This is a genomic window from Bacillus altitudinis 41KF2b (assembly GCF_000691145.1).
GTDB lineage: Bacteria > Bacillota > Bacilli > Bacillales > Bacillaceae > Bacillus > Bacillus altitudinis.
Genome location: NZ_ASJC01000002.1, coordinates 370,112 through 385,384, shown reverse-complemented (window position 1 = coordinate 385,384; position 15,273 = coordinate 370,112). Strand labels below are relative to the sequence as shown.

The 15,273-nt window shown below is 41.0% G+C and carries 17 protein-coding genes; 12 read left to right on the top strand and 5 right to left on the bottom strand.

The window, feature by feature from the left end:
• Nucleotides 1-35 precede the first annotated feature (35 nt).
• Entirely contained in the window at nt 36-266 is a 231-nt protein-coding gene (locus BA79_RS05925; protein ID WP_008348188.1) for a hypothetical protein, read from the bottom strand.
• A 197-nt stretch (nt 267-463) separates the two neighbouring features.
• Here BA79_RS05925 and BA79_RS05920 point away from each other — a divergent pair, with 197 nt between their 5' ends.
• From BA79_RS05920 to BA79_RS05900, 5 genes are all read left to right on the top strand, one after another.
• A complete protein-coding gene (locus BA79_RS05920; protein ID WP_008348186.1) occupies nt 464-799 on the top strand; it encodes a hypothetical protein in 336 nt (111 codons plus the stop codon).
• 11 nt (nt 800-810) lie between these two features.
• Nucleotides 811-1,902 (top strand): DUF4097 family beta strand repeat-containing protein, encoded by a 1,092-nt coding sequence (locus tag BA79_RS05915; protein WP_007500040.1) that lies wholly within the window; start codon nt 811-813, stop codon nt 1,900-1,902.
• A 6-nt stretch (nt 1,903-1,908) separates the two neighbouring features.
• Nucleotides 1,909-2,103 carry a PspC domain-containing protein gene (locus BA79_RS05910; RefSeq protein ID WP_008348183.1) on the top strand — a complete coding sequence of 65 codons (195 nt, stop codon included), beginning with the start codon at nt 1,909-1,911 and terminating at the stop codon, nt 2,101-2,103.
• On the top strand, nt 2,104-2,490 hold the full coding sequence (locus BA79_RS05905; protein ID WP_007500042.1) for a phage holin family protein: 387 nt from the start codon (nt 2,104-2,106) through the stop codon (nt 2,488-2,490).
• Between the two features lie 94 nt (nt 2,491-2,584).
• On the top strand, nt 2,585-6,439 hold the full coding sequence (locus BA79_RS05900) for a lamin tail domain-containing metallophosphoesterase family protein (protein WP_035701543.1): 3,855 nt from the start codon (nt 2,585-2,587) through the stop codon (nt 6,437-6,439).
• Nucleotides 6,440-6,465: 26 nt separating this feature from the next.
• Here the strand turns inward: BA79_RS05900 and BA79_RS05895 are convergent, their stop codons facing one another.
• Genes BA79_RS05895 through nagA form a run of 3 tightly spaced genes read right to left on the bottom strand, consistent with a single transcriptional unit; the run spans nt 6,466 to nt 9,125 of the window.
• Nucleotides 6,466-7,191, bottom strand: coding sequence for a GntR family transcriptional regulator (locus BA79_RS05895; RefSeq protein WP_008348177.1), 726 nt, complete (start codon nt 7,189-7,191; stop codon nt 6,466-6,468).
• 18 nt (nt 7,192-7,209) lie between these two features.
• The gene (gene nagB, locus BA79_RS05890; protein WP_008348174.1) at nt 7,210-7,935 is read right to left on the bottom strand and encodes a glucosamine-6-phosphate deaminase; all 726 of its coding nucleotides are present in this window, start codon (nt 7,933-7,935) and stop codon (nt 7,210-7,212) included.
• On the bottom strand, nt 7,935-9,125 hold the full coding sequence (nagA, locus tag BA79_RS05885) for an N-acetylglucosamine-6-phosphate deacetylase (protein ID WP_035701539.1): 1,191 nt from the start codon (nt 9,123-9,125) through the stop codon (nt 7,935-7,937). The genes nagB and nagA overlap by 1 nt, the downstream gene beginning before the upstream one ends.
• Before the next feature lie 176 nt (nt 9,126-9,301).
• Between nagA and hprK the strand changes: the two genes are divergently transcribed.
• The 7 genes from hprK (at nt 9,302) to BA79_RS05850 (ending at nt 14,425) form a co-directional block, all read left to right on the top strand.
• Nucleotides 9,302-10,234 carry an HPr(Ser) kinase/phosphatase gene (gene hprK / locus BA79_RS05880; RefSeq protein ID WP_003212943.1) on the top strand — a complete coding sequence of 311 codons (933 nt, stop codon included), beginning with the start codon at nt 9,302-9,304 and terminating at the stop codon, nt 10,232-10,234.
• Nucleotides 10,235-10,245: 11 nt separating this feature from the next.
• A complete protein-coding gene (gene lgt, locus BA79_RS05875; RefSeq protein ID WP_035701537.1) occupies nt 10,246-11,070 on the top strand; it encodes a prolipoprotein diacylglyceryl transferase in 825 nt (274 codons plus the stop codon).
• Between the two features lie 16 nt (nt 11,071-11,086).
• Entirely contained in the window at nt 11,087-12,031 is a 945-nt protein-coding gene (locus BA79_RS05870; protein ID WP_035701535.1) for a nucleoside recognition domain-containing protein, read from the top strand.
• Nucleotides 12,028-12,678, top strand: a complete 651-nt coding sequence (ppaX, locus tag BA79_RS05865; RefSeq protein ID WP_035701533.1) for a pyrophosphatase PpaX — start codon at nt 12,028-12,030, stop codon at nt 12,676-12,678. Before BA79_RS05870 ends, ppaX begins: the two co-directional genes overlap by 4 nt.
• Before the next feature lies 1 nt (nt 12,679).
• On the top strand, nt 12,680-13,198 hold the full coding sequence (locus tag BA79_RS05860; protein WP_035701530.1) for an acyltransferase: 519 nt from the start codon (nt 12,680-12,682) through the stop codon (nt 13,196-13,198).
• A gap of 69 nt (nt 13,199-13,267) precedes the next feature.
• Nucleotides 13,268-13,696 (top strand): Rrf2 family transcriptional regulator, encoded by a 429-nt coding sequence (locus tag BA79_RS05855; RefSeq protein WP_003213266.1) that lies wholly within the window; start codon nt 13,268-13,270, stop codon nt 13,694-13,696.
• An 87-nt stretch (nt 13,697-13,783) separates the two neighbouring features.
• Nucleotides 13,784-14,425, top strand: coding sequence for an NAD(P)-dependent oxidoreductase (locus tag BA79_RS05850; RefSeq protein ID WP_035701528.1), 642 nt, complete (start codon nt 13,784-13,786; stop codon nt 14,423-14,425).
• A gap of 31 nt (nt 14,426-14,456) precedes the next feature.
• Here the strand turns inward: BA79_RS05850 and BA79_RS05845 are convergent, their stop codons facing one another.
• On the bottom strand, nt 14,457-15,248 hold the full coding sequence (locus BA79_RS05845) for a C39 family peptidase (RefSeq protein ID WP_025208035.1): 792 nt from the start codon (nt 15,246-15,248) through the stop codon (nt 14,457-14,459).
• Between the last annotated feature and the right edge of the window lie 25 nt (nt 15,249-15,273).

Here is a 15,273-nt window from a genome sequence, read left to right as displayed (position 1 = left end):
CAATCTGAAACCCCTCCGAAAGAGGGGTTTTCCTTTTATTGCACATCTTCCTTTGGCATTAAGTTACTGAGGTGCGTTAAATCCTTTAAAATATGAGTGCTGCTACTATCGAGCAGTACTTTTAAATAACGGATATCACCATACTTCGGATGAGACGGATGAATGGCCTCTAGCTCCTTGATCATATCGCTGTTCATGCTTTTCTGTTTCTGTATAAGGTCTAAAAGCGTTTGTGCCGTGTGGTTAGCATTATGATGATCTGTCAAAATAATTACCCCCTATAATGATAATCACCATCTTTTCAACATATTTTAAAGGGTAATCCATGAAGAATCTACACTTAGGTGCAAAAAGAAATAATTTGTGTCTAAGGTCATATGTAAATCGAATGAGTTTGAAACTTTTTATACGCCATAAACGTATGAGTTAGAAAGGAATTTTCATCATGAAGGAGCGAATATATATGAACAGAGATCAGTCGATCATTGCATCTATTTGTTATTTTAGTGTATTTTTCATGCCGTTTATTGTGCCGATCGTGGCATATTTTGTAGTGGATCAAAAGGAAACGAAACGGCATTCGCTGCGTGCATTGTGGTCACATGTTTTGCCAGTCGCAGCGTGTGTGCTGCTGGTTTTTGGAGCTATCCCCTTTTTATTGACGACACAGGCAAGCGACTCACTCGTTCCAGTGTTCACCGTACTTATCTTGTCCTTTTTAGTCGCCATTGGCTTTTTGATCTCTGTCATTTGGAATATCATTCAAGGTATTAAAGTGCTTCAATCCATCAAATCGTAGGAGGGCTTTGTATGAATGAAAAAGAACGCATTTTAAAATTAGTAGAAGACGGGACATTATCTGCAAAAGAAGCAATTACGCTACTTGAAAAATTAGAAGAAAATCAGTCCATTTCACTAGAAAAATCAACGGCTGATCATACCTTTCATGAAGAAAAAGCTGGCACAGAGAATAAAGGAACTGGTACTGAAAACCTCGGTGCAAAGCTGTTTGGGTGGTTAGATTCGGCGGTGAAAAAGGTCAAAGATGTCGATCTTGATTTGAACTTTGGACAGTCCGTCGACGTTGAACACATTTTTCAATTCAAAGACGCGGCACTATCTCATTTAGATATTCAATTGGCAAACGGCAGTCTCAATTTGATGCCTTGGGATGATGGGGATGTTCGGGCAGAGTGTCATGCGAAAATTTACCGTGCAGAGGATGGAGAGCAGGCCAGACAGCAATTTCTTCAACATCTGGATTGCGGGCTTGAAGGGGACAAATTTTTTATCCGAACTGAAAAGAAGACCATGAAGGTCAATGTCACCCTGTATGTACCACGTATCCAATACGATAAGATCAAAGTCAAACTGTTTAATGGACCGATTCGCGGGGAAAAGCTAAAGACAAAAGAACTGGCTGCAAAAACAACAAATGGCGTCGTCTCTTTTGCCTCTTTACAAGCAGAAAAAGTCGGAATTGAAACAGCAAATGGGCAAATCAAACTGGCTGATCACGAGTGTGGTATGATTGAAGTAGAAACCATTAATGGGCTCATTGACCTGCGCGGGAAAAGTGAATCAATTGATGCACAGAGCTTCAATGGGAACATTGCTGTTCAGCTGTCAGATGAGAAATGCCGTTCGATCTATGCAAAAACGACAACAGGCAGTGTGGACGTTCAGATTCCGCGTGCTTGTGCAGTGACTGCGGAGCTGAAAAGCAATCTCGGATCGATCTCTCATGAGCTGCTTGATGCAAATATGATTAAAGAGAAAAATGAAACGCTGCAAAAAGAGAAAATGATCAAAGCCAATCAACAGGCGGAGCACAATATATCCATTTTTGCAGAAACAAAAACAGGCTCAATCCAAGTAAAGCACCAATCAGACAAGGAGTGATTCTACATGAAGAAGCTTTATCGTTCAGCGACAGATAAAAAAATAGCGGGTGTTGTCGGTGGACTTGCTGAATACTTAAGTGTCGATGCATCCCTGCTTCGTATTTTAACGGTGATCATCGGATTTATGACAGCATTTATGCCGATATTCTTGATCTACTTCATCTGGTATTTTGTTGTTCCGGAAGAAGGCACTAACTAAATGCTTAGATGGATCGTAAGTATTTTCGTCAATGCATTACTTTTAATCGTCATTGCTGGATATTTTGATTCAGGCATTCTGCCAGGCCTTGGTAGTGTGTATATTGAAGGTTTTGGCGCAGCGATTGTAGCAAGTATTATTTTGTCCTTGCTCAATATTTTAGTGAAGCCGTTTTTGATCATTTTAACGCTGCCAGTGACAGTACTTTCACTAGGATTGTTCCTCTTTGTCATTAATGCCATCACACTGATGATGACCTCAAGCTTTATGGGAGATAGTTTTAACATTGATGGGTTTGGAACGGCCATTTGGATGGCTGTCATTTTATCCATTTTCCATCTGCTCATACAGAAAGGAATCGTGGAACCGTTAGCGAAAAAAAGCTAACGGTTTTTTTGTGTGAATTTATATCGTTTCCCCGTTCCATCTGTCATAAAAACCGTCTTCAGGAGACACAATATTCGAAGGGAGGCGGTGCACGATGGTGAATGTGAGCAGACAAATCATTCTTTTGCTTTTTTTGAGCATTCTTTTTTGTTTCAGTCAGCCTGCTTCAGCAGGATCTTTGACACAAACACAAGTGAACATACGAAATAAGCCCTTTTCACCTTTTATCTTTGATCAATTTCAAGTTGATGTCCGTCCGGTTCAAGGAAAAAAACGTGATCTTCAATTTCGGGCATCTATTAGTCAGTCAGAGCAAATTTTGTCTGCAAACTTGTACTATAAACAGAGTGATGAGCTAGGATATCGATTGATCCCAATGGAACGATTGCCGGGGATGAAACCAGAATTTACAGCGAAAATCCCGACAGATCAATTGTGGAATCCAACAGTTCATTACTATACAGAATTCTTGACGCAGAAGTCTGTCATCAAAACAACCGAACAAGCAGTTCACTTAAACGGATTTGAAGAGGATCTCTCACAAATTCCTGAGCTATTGATGACAGAAATCGTCGTGAATTCAAAAAACCGCAAAGGCAAGGATGCTTTTGAATTCATCGAGGTGTATAACACAACACATGCACCCATTTCACTTCGACATTACCAGCTTCGCTATCGCAATCCAGCGCAAGGCGTGGAGATGGATGATATATATTCATTTCACACAAGTCCGATCACCATTTCTCCTGGGAAACCGTACGTATTTTGGCTTAGAAAAAAAGGGCAGGAGCATTTAACGGTAGCGGACTTTAATGCGATGTACAAAAGCCATTTAAAAGAGGGCGAGCATCTATCGGTCATTGAGAGTAAAGGATTGTCCAATTCTAAATCACGCCTTGTTTCTATCACAACCAATATAGGAGAAGAGGTATCGTCGGCATCCTATCGTTTAAAGCCTTCATTGTTTAGCGAGCACAGATCGTTACTGTTCAAGTATCCAATGGATGGTACGACACAAATGAAGCTGATCTCGAAAGTGGAGGAAGAGCCGACACCCGGAAAAGTGTTAAAAGCACAAATTCCAACTGAAAAAAAAGAAATATCACAAGATGTTCATAAACCTGTGATCGAAGATATGACAGACAATCAACCGATAAAACCAACTGAAGGCATTGAAATGAGAGCAGATGTGCAGGATGATCAGTCCGTCAAAACGGTCAAATTGCGATATCGAACCAATCGTCATGAAGATTTTAAAGAGGTGCTGCTTCAAAAGGATCATAATGATCGGCTGTTTCACCATATTATTTATTCACCTGAGCTCATCGGTAAAGAACGATTGGAATATCAGATTGAAGCGTCAGACGGCGAAAATCAAGCAATGACAATGAAAAAAACAATTGATGTGGAACAAGTAAGCAAGGCTCACGGCCTTCGATTGAATGTAGAAGAAGGAGATACGGTTTCTGGCGTATTTCACTTAAAAGCAACAGCAGATCAGAAAAAAAGTATAAAATTAATGATAGATGGAAAACCGATTCGACAAGTATTCCCTGCACTTGAAGCAGATCCATATCTTGCATTTGATGTCAAAGGGACAAATTTATATTTTAAGAATGGTGTGTCTATAGGTAAGCACTTACTTTCCATTTTTGATGATTCGACAAAAGTGTATCGCACCTATACGATACCAATACCAGAAAAACACTTAGAAAAGGCAGGTCCACAAACGATATCATTCCATGCTGGGACGAAGTCATCGCCGTTTGACCGATTTCCTGGAGAAAATCACGATGATTTTGAATTGAAAAATGTCCAGATGATTTTATCGAATGGCACTCAAATTCTGCCTCTAAATGCGAGCCAGCATGAGGAATGGAAAATGGGCGACGGTGGAAGCGCTAAGAAAGTAAGAGCATTTCAGTTTCAAATCCCGAAGCAAGCATATGCTTCAAGCTATATTCAGTGGGATACAAGAAGGCTGAAAGAAGGAGTACATGTTGTTCAGGCTAAAACTGCAGACGAATCTCAATCTGTACGTGTGAAAGTCGATAACACGGGTCCGAAAATCAAGAGTAATATACAGGCAAATGACCAATATAAAGGCGTCTTTACGTTAAAGGCAAAGGTGACGGATCGTTGGAGTGATATAGCGGAGATGAAGGCATATTTAGATGGAAAACCCATCTCTTTGCCTTATCAAACGTCCTCTAGCGAATTAGAACCTGGGGAGCACACATTGAAGATAAAAGCAAAAGATGCCGCTGGAAACAAATCAACTTTGAAAAAGGTTTTTAAGACGGTACATGAACACCCTGAAACGCCAGAGAGAGTGTCAGATAGGACAAAAAAGGAATCATCTAAGCAAACAGTGCTAACCAATGATCCTACTAATGATCAGTTAGATTACTCCTTTTACCGTGCCTATCAATATACATCGCTGCATCCGTCCATGAAGATTTTCAAATATGCAGCGGAAACAGAGCCGCCAAAACATTTAAATGAAACAGGTGAAATGATTTTTTCTAATCGAGAAAGAAATCGCATTGCATTTGCTGATGGTAAATCAGTGGAAACGAAAGATCTACAGCATTTTCCTTATCATCGCTTTCAAATCAAGGTTCATCACGATGTACGTGAAAAGGATGTTGTCGAGGCTGTATGGAAAGGAAGCTCATTATCAGGGAGAAAGGTAACGATGTACGCTTGGAATCATCAGCAAGAAAAGTGGGATAAAATCACTCATCACTTTGCCAAGGATGAAAAGGAATTTTACCTGAAAGGGCTGCTGTCAGTCAGACAGTATATGAAAAATCAAACGTTTGATTTGCTTGTACAAGATGAGATCAGTAAGACGTTAAAGCCTTATAAGATGGTGTGGATGTCTGATACTCAATATTATGCCAGAAGTTATCCTCATATCTTCAAAAAAATGGTCGAGTGGATCAGAGATCAAAGGGACCCATTAAATATTCAATATGTGTTCCATACAGGTGATATTGTGGATGATTCAAAGGATAAGCAGTGGAATCGTGCCGATACGTTTATGCGTGTGTTAGATCAGCATCAGATTCCTTACGGTGTATTAGCTGGTAATCATGATGTCAGACACAAAGACGGCCATTATAGGGAATATGGGAGATACTTTGGAGCGAAACGCTTTGAAGACAAGCCATATTACGGTGAATCCTATCAAAATAATCGAGGTCATTATGATCTTATCTCTGCTGGTGGCAATGATTATATGATGGTGTATATGGGCTGGGGGATCAAGCAAAATGAGATTGACTGGTTAAATCGAGTCATTTCTGAACATCCAGATCGAATTGTCATTTTAAATTTCCATGAGTATTTGTTAGTGAGCGGCAATCGAAGCCCAATTGGAGATTTGATCTTCCATCAAGTGGTAAAGCGTCACCCGAATATTGTCGCAGTATTTAGCGGCCACTACCACGGAGCCAGTCGAAAAGTAGATGAGATTGACGATGATCATGATGGAAAAGTGGACAGAAAAGTATATCAAATCCTTGCAGATTACCAGTCAGGTCCTGAAGGCGGTCAAGGTTTTATGCGGCTGATCACTGCGGATCAAGAAAAAAATAAACTTCATTTCACCACATATTCACCCTACTTGAATCAAGAACATTTCTATGATCCAAAAACGTATGGAGATCAAGATGAATTTTCAATTGATGTCGATTTAACACCAAAAATGAAATCCGTTAAAACCAATTATTTTGAATTGAATGTCTACACAAACGTTCTTCTTGGAGAGGTCAAAGGTGTGAAAAGTGGTAAAAAAGCAAGCTTTGAATGGAAAGGGTTAAAGCCAAATCAAGAATATTATTGGTACACTGTCGCAAAAGACCGTTTCGAAGGGAAAGCGATTTCTCCTATATGGAAAATTCATACAAAAAATGATGATCAATCAACATTTCTTAGGAAATAAAAAACTGTGCTTTCAGGAGCACAGTTTTATCTTTCCATTGTGTGAGTGAGCTTGTATCGATCCCCTCTATAAACGGACATGACATACTCGAATGGAAGGTCATTTTGAAAATAAGTTGTTCTTGCAATGGAGAGAACAGGGTCCCCTAATGAAATAGACAGCACGTTAGCCTCTTCCTTTGAAGCAACATTGGCTTCAAGCTCCTGCTTGGCATGAGCGATGGTTAGACCTGTGTTCGCTTCTATATATTCATATAAAGATCCAGTTAAATGTTCCTTTGTGAGCTCGCCAGCAAATTTTTCAGGTATATAACTCGTTTCAATAGCCATTGGTTCATCGTTTGCAAGGCGGATTCGTTTTAATTCATAGACATCTTCACTGTTCGACAGCTGTAATGATTGCAGCAAGTGCTCTGGACATGTGACTTTTTTGAAATCAATCAACTGACTTGAAGGTTTGAGCCCACGTTGACGCATATCTTCTGTAAAGCTTGTTAAGCCCTGAAGCGGTTGTTCAAATTTCTTTCGGCTAACAAATGTTCCTTTTCCTTTTTGCCGGTATAAATATCCTTCGTTCACAAGGTTCGATAAGGCTTGTCTGACAGTCATTCGGCTAATACCAAAGCGTTCGGCATATTCTCTTTCAGAAGGAATGAGTGTATCAGGTGCTAACGTTCCATCCTCAATCTGCTTTTTCAAGTTCTCCATAATCTGATGGTACATGGGGATAGGTGACTGCTTATCAATAAACATGTGAAAATCCTCTCGTGTTTAGCGTAGTGAACCAGCTTCTCGATCAATAAAAATCGTCACATCTTCATGAAGTTTCAGAGCAGATGCAGGGAAGTCTGGGTGAATCTCAGTTCGTTCTAAATATTGTATCACGTCCGCTTTTGATTTTCCTGATGCGAGAAGGAGAATTTTTTTACTTGAAAGAATGCTTGCAATTCCCATTGTAATGGCATGTGTAGGCACCTCATCAATAGAAGAAAAGTACCTTGCATTGGCTTGGCGAGTGTGTTCATCTAATTGAACGACATGCGTCTTTGAGTCAAAAGGAGTACCAGGTTCATTAAACCCGATATGTCCATTTTGTCCGATACCAAGTAGCTGAAGATCAATGCCCCCTAAATCTTCAATGAGCTGATCATACCTTAAGCACTCTTCTTCCAAGTGAGCAGCAGCACCATTGGGGAGGAAATATTGATCTGATGGGAGATCAATATGGTCGAATAAATGACGCTTCATGTAAGTCATATAACTATTTTCATGATTTGGATCAATTCCCACGTACTCATCCAGATTCACTGTTCTTGCTTGTTTGAAAGACAATTGTTCTGTTTGATGCAACTGAATTAACTCTTTATAAGTATCAATTGGTGTACCGCCAGTTGCCAGACCGAGAACCGCATCTGTTTTTGATTCAATGGTACGTGCAATGAAAGCAGCTGCTGCTTTTCCTAATTGATCTTTATCTGCAAATTCGATGATGTTCATCAGTGTGTGGCCTCCTTTTTTTCATAAACGATTTGTCCATGGCAGATCGTCATCATGAGTTCGCCAGATTCATCCCAAATGACCAAGTCTGCCAGTTTTCCAACTTCGATCGAACCGAGCTGATGATCGATCCCGAGCTGAGTGGCTGCATTTGTTGAGGTCATTTGAGCAATTTCTGTCCATCCACATTGTGTGATCTGTCTCATACGTTTGACCCCATCTTTCATTTGTAAAATCGATCCTGCAAGTGTTCCATCTGCTAGCAATGCTTTTTCACCGCTGACTGTCACAGTCTGTCCGCCAAATTCGTAGGTTCCCTCTCCAAGTCCTTTTGCACGCATTGAGTCTGTAATCATGATCAAACGTTCACTTCCCTTAGCCAAATACGCAAGCTTTACGGAAAGAGGATGTGAATGAATGCCATCTGTAATCAGCTCAGTCAAAAGCTTTTCGTTTGTAAGCGCAGCCCCTGCAACATTTGGCTCACGATGCTGAAATGAACTCATCGCATTATAAAGATGCGTGACATGACGCGCACCGTGCTTTGCTGCTAGTTCAATCATGTCATGAGGAGCATTTGTATGTCCAATAGAAGGAATGATATTTTTTTCTTTTAGCAGGGAAAGAAATGCAAAATCAGTATCTTCCTCAGGTGCAAAAGTGACAATTCGAATCAGCTGATCAGATGCACTCAGCCATTTCTCAAAAAGAGGAAGGTTAGCCTGTGTAATCCATTGGGCAGGCTGCGCTCCAGCTTTATCTTTAGAAATAAAAGGACCTTCTAGATGAATGCCTAAACATTGTGCCTGCCTTCCAGCTTGCTTTTCATTATAGGGTCTCCACTGTGCGACATTTTTAAGTGCTTGCTCAATCTCTTGATGATTTTGTGTAATGGTTGTTGCTAAAAAGCTTGTCGTTCCTTCTGCGGGTAAGTGATCAGCAAGCGTATTCATGGCTTCTGGTGTCGCATCCATCATATCTGCACCATATCCCCCATGGATGTGAATATCAATCATTCCGGGGAGTAAATAAAAGTTTTCCCGGGAAATATATACTTTTTCATAATTTCCTGTCGGCGGTGATGTTGAAATATAGTCGATCTTGCCATCGCGTAAACCGACAAAACCGTTTTTAATGATTTCTGTCTTTGTCACAATATGAATATTGGAGAGCAATAAAGAACTGCTCATGATTGTGCCCCCTTATTCTCGTCGTTAGATTCAGTTTACCTTTTTTAAGTATAGTTGTCTATACCAGTAAATGTGTTGAAACAGGATCAGGATAAAATACTGTTTTGGGTTCATCATTGAAAGTGATAAAATAGAGCTGTATTTCTGAAACGCCTGTGATAAAAGGAGGAAGAAGCGTGCCGAAAGTTCGTACGAAGGACATAATGGAACAATTTCATCTTGAACTGGTAAGTGGGGAAGAAGGGATTAATCGTCCCATTACAATCAGTGACCTTTCCAGACCAGGTATTGAAATGGCTGGATATTTTACATATTACCCAAAAGAAAGAGTTCAACTTTTAGGGAAGACAGAGCTTTCTTTTTTTGAACAGCTCCCAGAACGCGAACGAAAGCAGAGAATGATGTCTCTTTGTACAGATATTACCCCTGCCATCATTTTGTCACGAGATCGTGAAGTACCAAAGGAATTGATCGAAGCTTCAAACGAAAATGGAGTGCCGGTTTTACGCTCAAGCTTAAAAACGACAAGGCTTTCGAGTCGATTAACGAACTTCTTAGAAAGCAAGCTTGCACCAACGACTGCGATTCATGGCGTACTCGTGGATGTATATGGTGTAGGTGTGCTGTTAATTGGAAAAAGTGGCGTAGGTAAAAGTGAAACGGCTTTAGAATTGGTGAAGAGAGGGCACAGGCTGGTTGCAGACGATTGCGTGGAAATCAGGCAAGAGGATCAGGATACGTTAGTTGGAAGCGCACCAGAGCTGATTGAGCACCTTCTAGAAATCCGTGGATTAGGCATTATTAATGTGATGACCTTATTTGGAGCGGGCGCTGTCAGAAGCTATAAGAGAATTACGATTGTTATGAACCTTGAGCTTTGGGAACAAGGCAAACAGTATGACCGTTTAGGACTTGAGGAAGAAAAAATGCGAATCATCGATACAGATGTACCAAAGCTGACCATCCCTGTACGTCCGGGACGAAATTTAGCGGTCATCATCGAGGTAGCTGCAATGAATTTCAGATTGAAACGAATGGGACATAATGCAGCGGAACAATTTACAAGTAAACTTGCCGATGTCATTGAAGACAATGGCCAGGATGAATAGGAGCTGTCTATATGAATGAAGCAATTCAACCAATTGATCCGATTGCTTTTCAGCTCGGACCTATTTCGGTTCATTGGTATGGTGTGATTATTGGGGTCGGAGCGCTGCTTGGACTCTGGCTCGCATTAAGGGAGTGTGAAAAAAGAGGCATCAATAAAGATATGTTTATTGATCTCATCTTATTTGCCATTCCTATCGCCATTATTTGTGCACGAATTTATTATGTATCCTTTGAATGGGATTATTATCAGCAGCACCCAAATGAAATCATCAAGATTTGGAATGGCGGAATTGCCATACATGGCGGACTGATAGGGGCGGTGCTGACAGCGATTGTCTTTACTAAAGTGAGGAAGGTGTCCTTTTGGAAAATTGCCGATGTCGCAGCGCCTAGTATTTTACTAGGGCAAGCCATCGGGCGCTGGGGGAACTTTATTAATCAGGAAGCGCATGGTGAGGCTGTTTCAAGAGCCTTTTTAGAAAATTTGCACCTGCCTGAGTTTATTATTAATCAGATGTACATTGACGGGACCTACTATCACCCTACGTTCTTATATGAATCATTATGGAATATCGCAGGCGTTTTGATATTAATCTTATTACGTAGAACATCATTGCGTCGAGGCGAAATGTTCTTGTCTTATTTAATCTGGTATTCAATCGGCCGTTTCTTCATTGAGGGAATGAGAACAGACAGCTTAATGCTGACTGAGCATCTTCGAATTGCACAGATGATTTCAATTGCCATATTTGCAGTGGCTGTTTTGCTGATTGTGTTTAGAAGAATCAAAGGCTATGCATCTATACCGTATAAAGAGAACAACTCATCAAATTAAGCAAGGGGGATAAGAGATGGGTGAGACATGGAAAAACGGCTTGAAAGCAGGGTTATCGACAACTTGGACACTTGGAAAAGTCATTTTTCCGGTTACCATTCTCGTTAGTATCTTGCAGCATACACCTGTGATGGATTGGATGATACAATTCATCCGTCCTTTTATGGGTCTGTTTGGTCTTTCAGGGGAAGCGGCCATTCCGCTTGTTTTAGGAAATATGCTGAACTTGTATGCGGGTATTGCAGCCATCTTGACATTAGAGCTGCCTGTGAAGGAAGTGTTCATTTTAGCGGTCATGCTCTCTTTTTGTCACAACTTGATCATCGAATCAACGGTGGCGGCGAAGGTTGGGCTGCGGGTGTCTATCATTTTGCTAGTCAGAATCAGTCTTGCCGTCGTGTCAGCAATTGTCATTCACCTCGTTTGGCAGGGAGGCGAGGAGCCGGCGCAATATGGTTTGCTGACAGCTGCTCAGTCGGCTGATGTGCCTTCTAGCTGGTTTATGATCGTACTTCTTGCTTTACAGAAAGCTGTTCTTGGTGTGCTGCAGCTGGCTTGTATTGTCATTCCTCTCATGATCATCATTCAATTCATGAGAGACTTAGGGTGGCTCCATACGCTGTCTAAGTGGCTGTCTCCTTTTACGAGAATGCTTGGAATGAAAGAAAATACGTCTATGACGATGGTGGCAGGTTTAACCATTGGTCTTGCCTACGGGGCAGGCGTCATGATGAAGGCAGTGAAAGAGGACGGTGTCAGCAAAAAGGATTTAACGCTTGCTTTCATTTTCCTTGTGGCGTGTCATGCGGTGGTCGAAGATACACTCATTTTCATTCCATTAGGTATTCCAGTCTGGCCGCTTCTTCTTATTCGCCTTATTTCTGCTATTTTATTGACAGCTGCCATCAGCTATATTTGGCGGAGGCGGGAACATGCAGCTGTTAGAAAGGAAGCTATATGAACCAATCAACTATTAACACAGTGCTATTTGATTTAGATGGCACATTAATCAATACAAATGAATTAATTATTGCTTCATTTCAGCATACGCTTGATCATTATTACCCTGGTCAATACAGCCGTGAGGATATCCTTCATTTCATTGGTCCATCATTATTTGATACATTCTCTGCAATGGATCCGAATCTGACAGATGATATGATCCAGATGTATCGAACGTTTAATCATGAACAGCATGACCTGCTTGTGACGGAGTACGAGACGGTGTTAGACACGTTGAACATCCTCCAAGATCGAGGGTTTAAGCTTGGTATTGTGACAACAAAAATCCGTGATACGGTCTTAATGGGATTAAAGCTGACTGGATTGGAGCCATTTTTTGAGGTCATTGTCACACTCGATGATGTACAAAATGAAAAGCCGCATCCAGAACCAGTTCAACTGGCATTATCCAAGCTCGGCAGTGATCCGCATGAGGCGATCATGGTTGGCGATAACTATCACGACATTTTATCTGGTCAAGCGGCAGGGACGAAAACAGCAGGTGTTGCTTGGTCTATTAAGGGAGAAGAAGCCCTGTTAAAGCATCGCCCAGATTATATGCTGCAGAAAATGAGTGATCTCTTGGCGATTGTTGGAGCTGATTAAGTTGAGAAAAACAGATCGTTATCCTGTCAAAGGGGTCAATTCGCTTAGACAAGTCTATCGGACAGTCCCCTTTCTCAAGGTTGTGAAAAATTTTATCTTTATTCAACTGGCGCGTTATACGCCTTTTATGGGAATGAAAAATTGGATTTATCGCACCTTCCTTCGAATGAAAGTCGGGGAGGATACGGCGTTTGCTTTAATGGTGATGGTCGATCTCATGTTTCCTGAGAAAATCACTGTCGGTCGAAATAGTGTGATTGGCTATAACACAACCATTCTGTCCCATGAGTATTTGATTAAAGAGTATAGGCTTGGGGAAGTCTATATTGGTGATGAAGTGTTAATTGGAGCAAATTCAACGATCCTACCTGGAGTGACAATTGGTGATGGTGCGATTGTATCGGCAGGAACTCTTGTGAACAAAGATGTTCCGGCAGGCTCCTTTGTTGGAGGAAATCCAATGCGGATGATTTATACGAAAGAGGAAATGGAAGCACGTCAATCTTCGTCTGCTGAGTAGCTCGGCAGACTTTTTTGTTGACATTCTAACATGGTGTAACTATAATGATTACAACAGAGGTGAGAAAACATGAAAATCAGCAGCAGATTTACTGTCGCTGTCCATATTCTGGCCTTGCTATCACTTGAAAAAGGTTCTTTACAGACATCGGAGGATATCGCAGGAAGTGTCAATACAAATCCAGTGGTGATTCGCCGTATCATGAGTAAGCTCAAAAAAGCAGGCCTAATCTCAACGAGTCTTGGCAAAGGCGGTTCTCAATTAAACCGAAGTGAGGATGACATTACACTGCTCGATGTGTATAAAGCGGTTGAAGTGGTGGATGAGGGAGAGTTGTTTCAAATTCATGAAAGCCCAAACCCTGACTGTCCGATCGGTGCAAATATTCAAGCTGTACTAGAATTAATTTTGTGCCGTGCTCAAAGTGCGATGGAGCAAGTGCTTGCTGAGATCAAATTAAGTGAATTAACGCAGGTTTTAATCAAAAAAATTGGATGATCTATTCAATTTTTTTTACCTCTGTTGTAACCATTACGGTTACATCTTTAGCGATCAAAATAACCTTATATTGTAGGAGGAATTTACATGAACATTGGAATCATTGGCGCAACAGGTAAAGCAGGACAACACATTTTAAAAGAAGCTCAATCGAGAGGGCACGAAGTAACGGCAATCGTTCGAGATGCACAAAAAGTGACCAATTCATCAGCAGTTGTTTTAGAAAAGGATGTTTTTCACTTAGAGGCAGGAGACGTCAAAGGTTTTGATGTGATCGTAAACGCATTTGGTGCGCCAGCAGGACAAGAGCACCTTCATGTAGAAGCAGGGAAAAAACTCATTCATCTCTTAAAAGAGACACCAGAAACGCGTTTAATCGTTGTGGGAGGCGCTGGAAGTTTATTTGTAGATGAGGCCAAAACAACTAGACTGATGGACACACCGGAGTTTCCAAAGGAATACTTTGCTACTGCTTCACAGCAAGGAGAAAACTTAAAAGATCTTCAAAAGACCGAAGGAGTAAAATGGACATTTTTAAGTCCAGCAGCCTTCTTTAATCCAGCAGGCAAACGGACAGGTGCTTATGTGAAAGGCAAAGACCATCTTATCGTCAATTCAAAGGGTGACAGCTATGTGAGTTATGCTGACTACGCCGTTGCACTTGTCGATGAGATAGAACAAGCTGCTCATGTTGGAGAACGTTTTACTGTGGTTTCTGAAGCAGAATAAGAATATAAAAACCCCGCTATTTAGCGGGGTTTTATGCTTTAATGATAATCGCCTGGCTGCCCATCTGTTTCCAAGAATCCTCAAACTGTTCACGATCGACTTTTTGATTCTTCTCTCCGTATGGGTTATTTAAGTAGACGTGATCTTTGTCATAGCCTGTGATGACCACGCTGTGCATATTAAAGCTGATATCTATTTTCCCATTTGGTGTATTCCATGTTTCAATGTTATCTGTTTTGGCAAAGGTCGAAGTGGTAATGACCCAGACAGGATAACCTTTTTCAAGTGATTGATAGATGGCCTTTTTGACTGGCTTGCCGGTTAAGTCAACGGCTTGATTACCTACATATTTTTTCGCAAGCTGATAAATGGGTTCATGATACACACCAAGACCTGGCCCATTCTCCATATCGCCTACAAACCCGTCATGAGGGTCTCCTTTTAAGCCATTCTCATAATTGAGCGGGACACGCTTCATCTCGTTTGCCAATGCGTTTTTCGTTATATGCTCATAGCCGCTGTAATGAAGAAGCATGGCTAAGCTCGTGACTTCGCATCCGTTATAAAGCTTTGGTGCATCCATTTGATTAAAGAGGATGACGTCCATGGCTTTTTTATTTCCTTTTAAACTAGAATGTGTCGTTTCTGTTTTTTTCGTAGAACGTGTTTCTTCTGCTGCTAGTGCGGTATCATTTTCTTTTTCTTTGGCTTCTTGCGGTGACGTTGTTTTCTTGACTTGGTCGAATTGTGAAATGAAAATAAAGCCGAAATAAACAAGACATGCGCACAACAAAGTTAAGATTAATGTCTGGATGAATTTCACTGTAATCTCCTGTGTTATTCAATAT

What these genes read in the sequence shown, in the direction of transcription:
- BA79_RS05920 (WP_008348186.1), top strand. Translation starts at nt 464, where the DNA reads ATGAACAGAGATCAGTCGATCATTGCATCTATTTGTTATTTTAGTGTA.
- BA79_RS05915 (WP_007500040.1), top strand. Translation starts at nt 811, where the DNA reads ATGAATGAAAAAGAACGCATTTTAAAATTAGTAGAAGACGGGACATTA.
- BA79_RS05910 (WP_008348183.1), top strand. Translation starts at nt 1,909, where the DNA reads ATGAAGAAGCTTTATCGTTCAGCGACAGATAAAAAAATAGCGGGTGTT.
- BA79_RS05905 (WP_007500042.1), top strand. Translation starts at nt 2,104, where the DNA reads ATGCTTAGATGGATCGTAAGTATTTTCGTCAATGCATTACTTTTAATC.
- BA79_RS05900 (WP_035701543.1), top strand. Translation starts at nt 2,585, where the DNA reads ATGGTGAATGTGAGCAGACAAATCATTCTTTTGCTTTTTTTGAGCATT.
- BA79_RS05895 (WP_008348177.1), bottom strand. Translation starts at nt 7,191, where the DNA reads ATGTTTATTGATAAGCAGTCACCTATCCCCATGTACCATCAGATTATG.
- nagB (WP_008348174.1), bottom strand. Translation starts at nt 7,935, where the DNA reads ATGAACATCATCGAATTTGCAGATAAAGATCAATTAGGAAAAGCAGCA.
- nagA (WP_035701539.1), bottom strand. Translation starts at nt 9,125, where the DNA reads ATGAGCAGTTCTTTATTGCTCTCCAATATTCATATTGTGACAAAGACA.
- lgt (WP_035701537.1), top strand. Translation starts at nt 10,246, where the DNA reads ATGAATGAAGCAATTCAACCAATTGATCCGATTGCTTTTCAGCTCGGA.
- BA79_RS05870 (WP_035701535.1), top strand. Translation starts at nt 11,087, where the DNA reads ATGGGTGAGACATGGAAAAACGGCTTGAAAGCAGGGTTATCGACAACT.
- ppaX (WP_035701533.1), top strand. Translation starts at nt 12,028, where the DNA reads ATGAACCAATCAACTATTAACACAGTGCTATTTGATTTAGATGGCACA.
- BA79_RS05855 (WP_003213266.1), top strand. Translation starts at nt 13,268, where the DNA reads ATGAAAATCAGCAGCAGATTTACTGTCGCTGTCCATATTCTGGCCTTG.
- BA79_RS05850 (WP_035701528.1), top strand. Translation starts at nt 13,784, where the DNA reads ATGAACATTGGAATCATTGGCGCAACAGGTAAAGCAGGACAACACATT.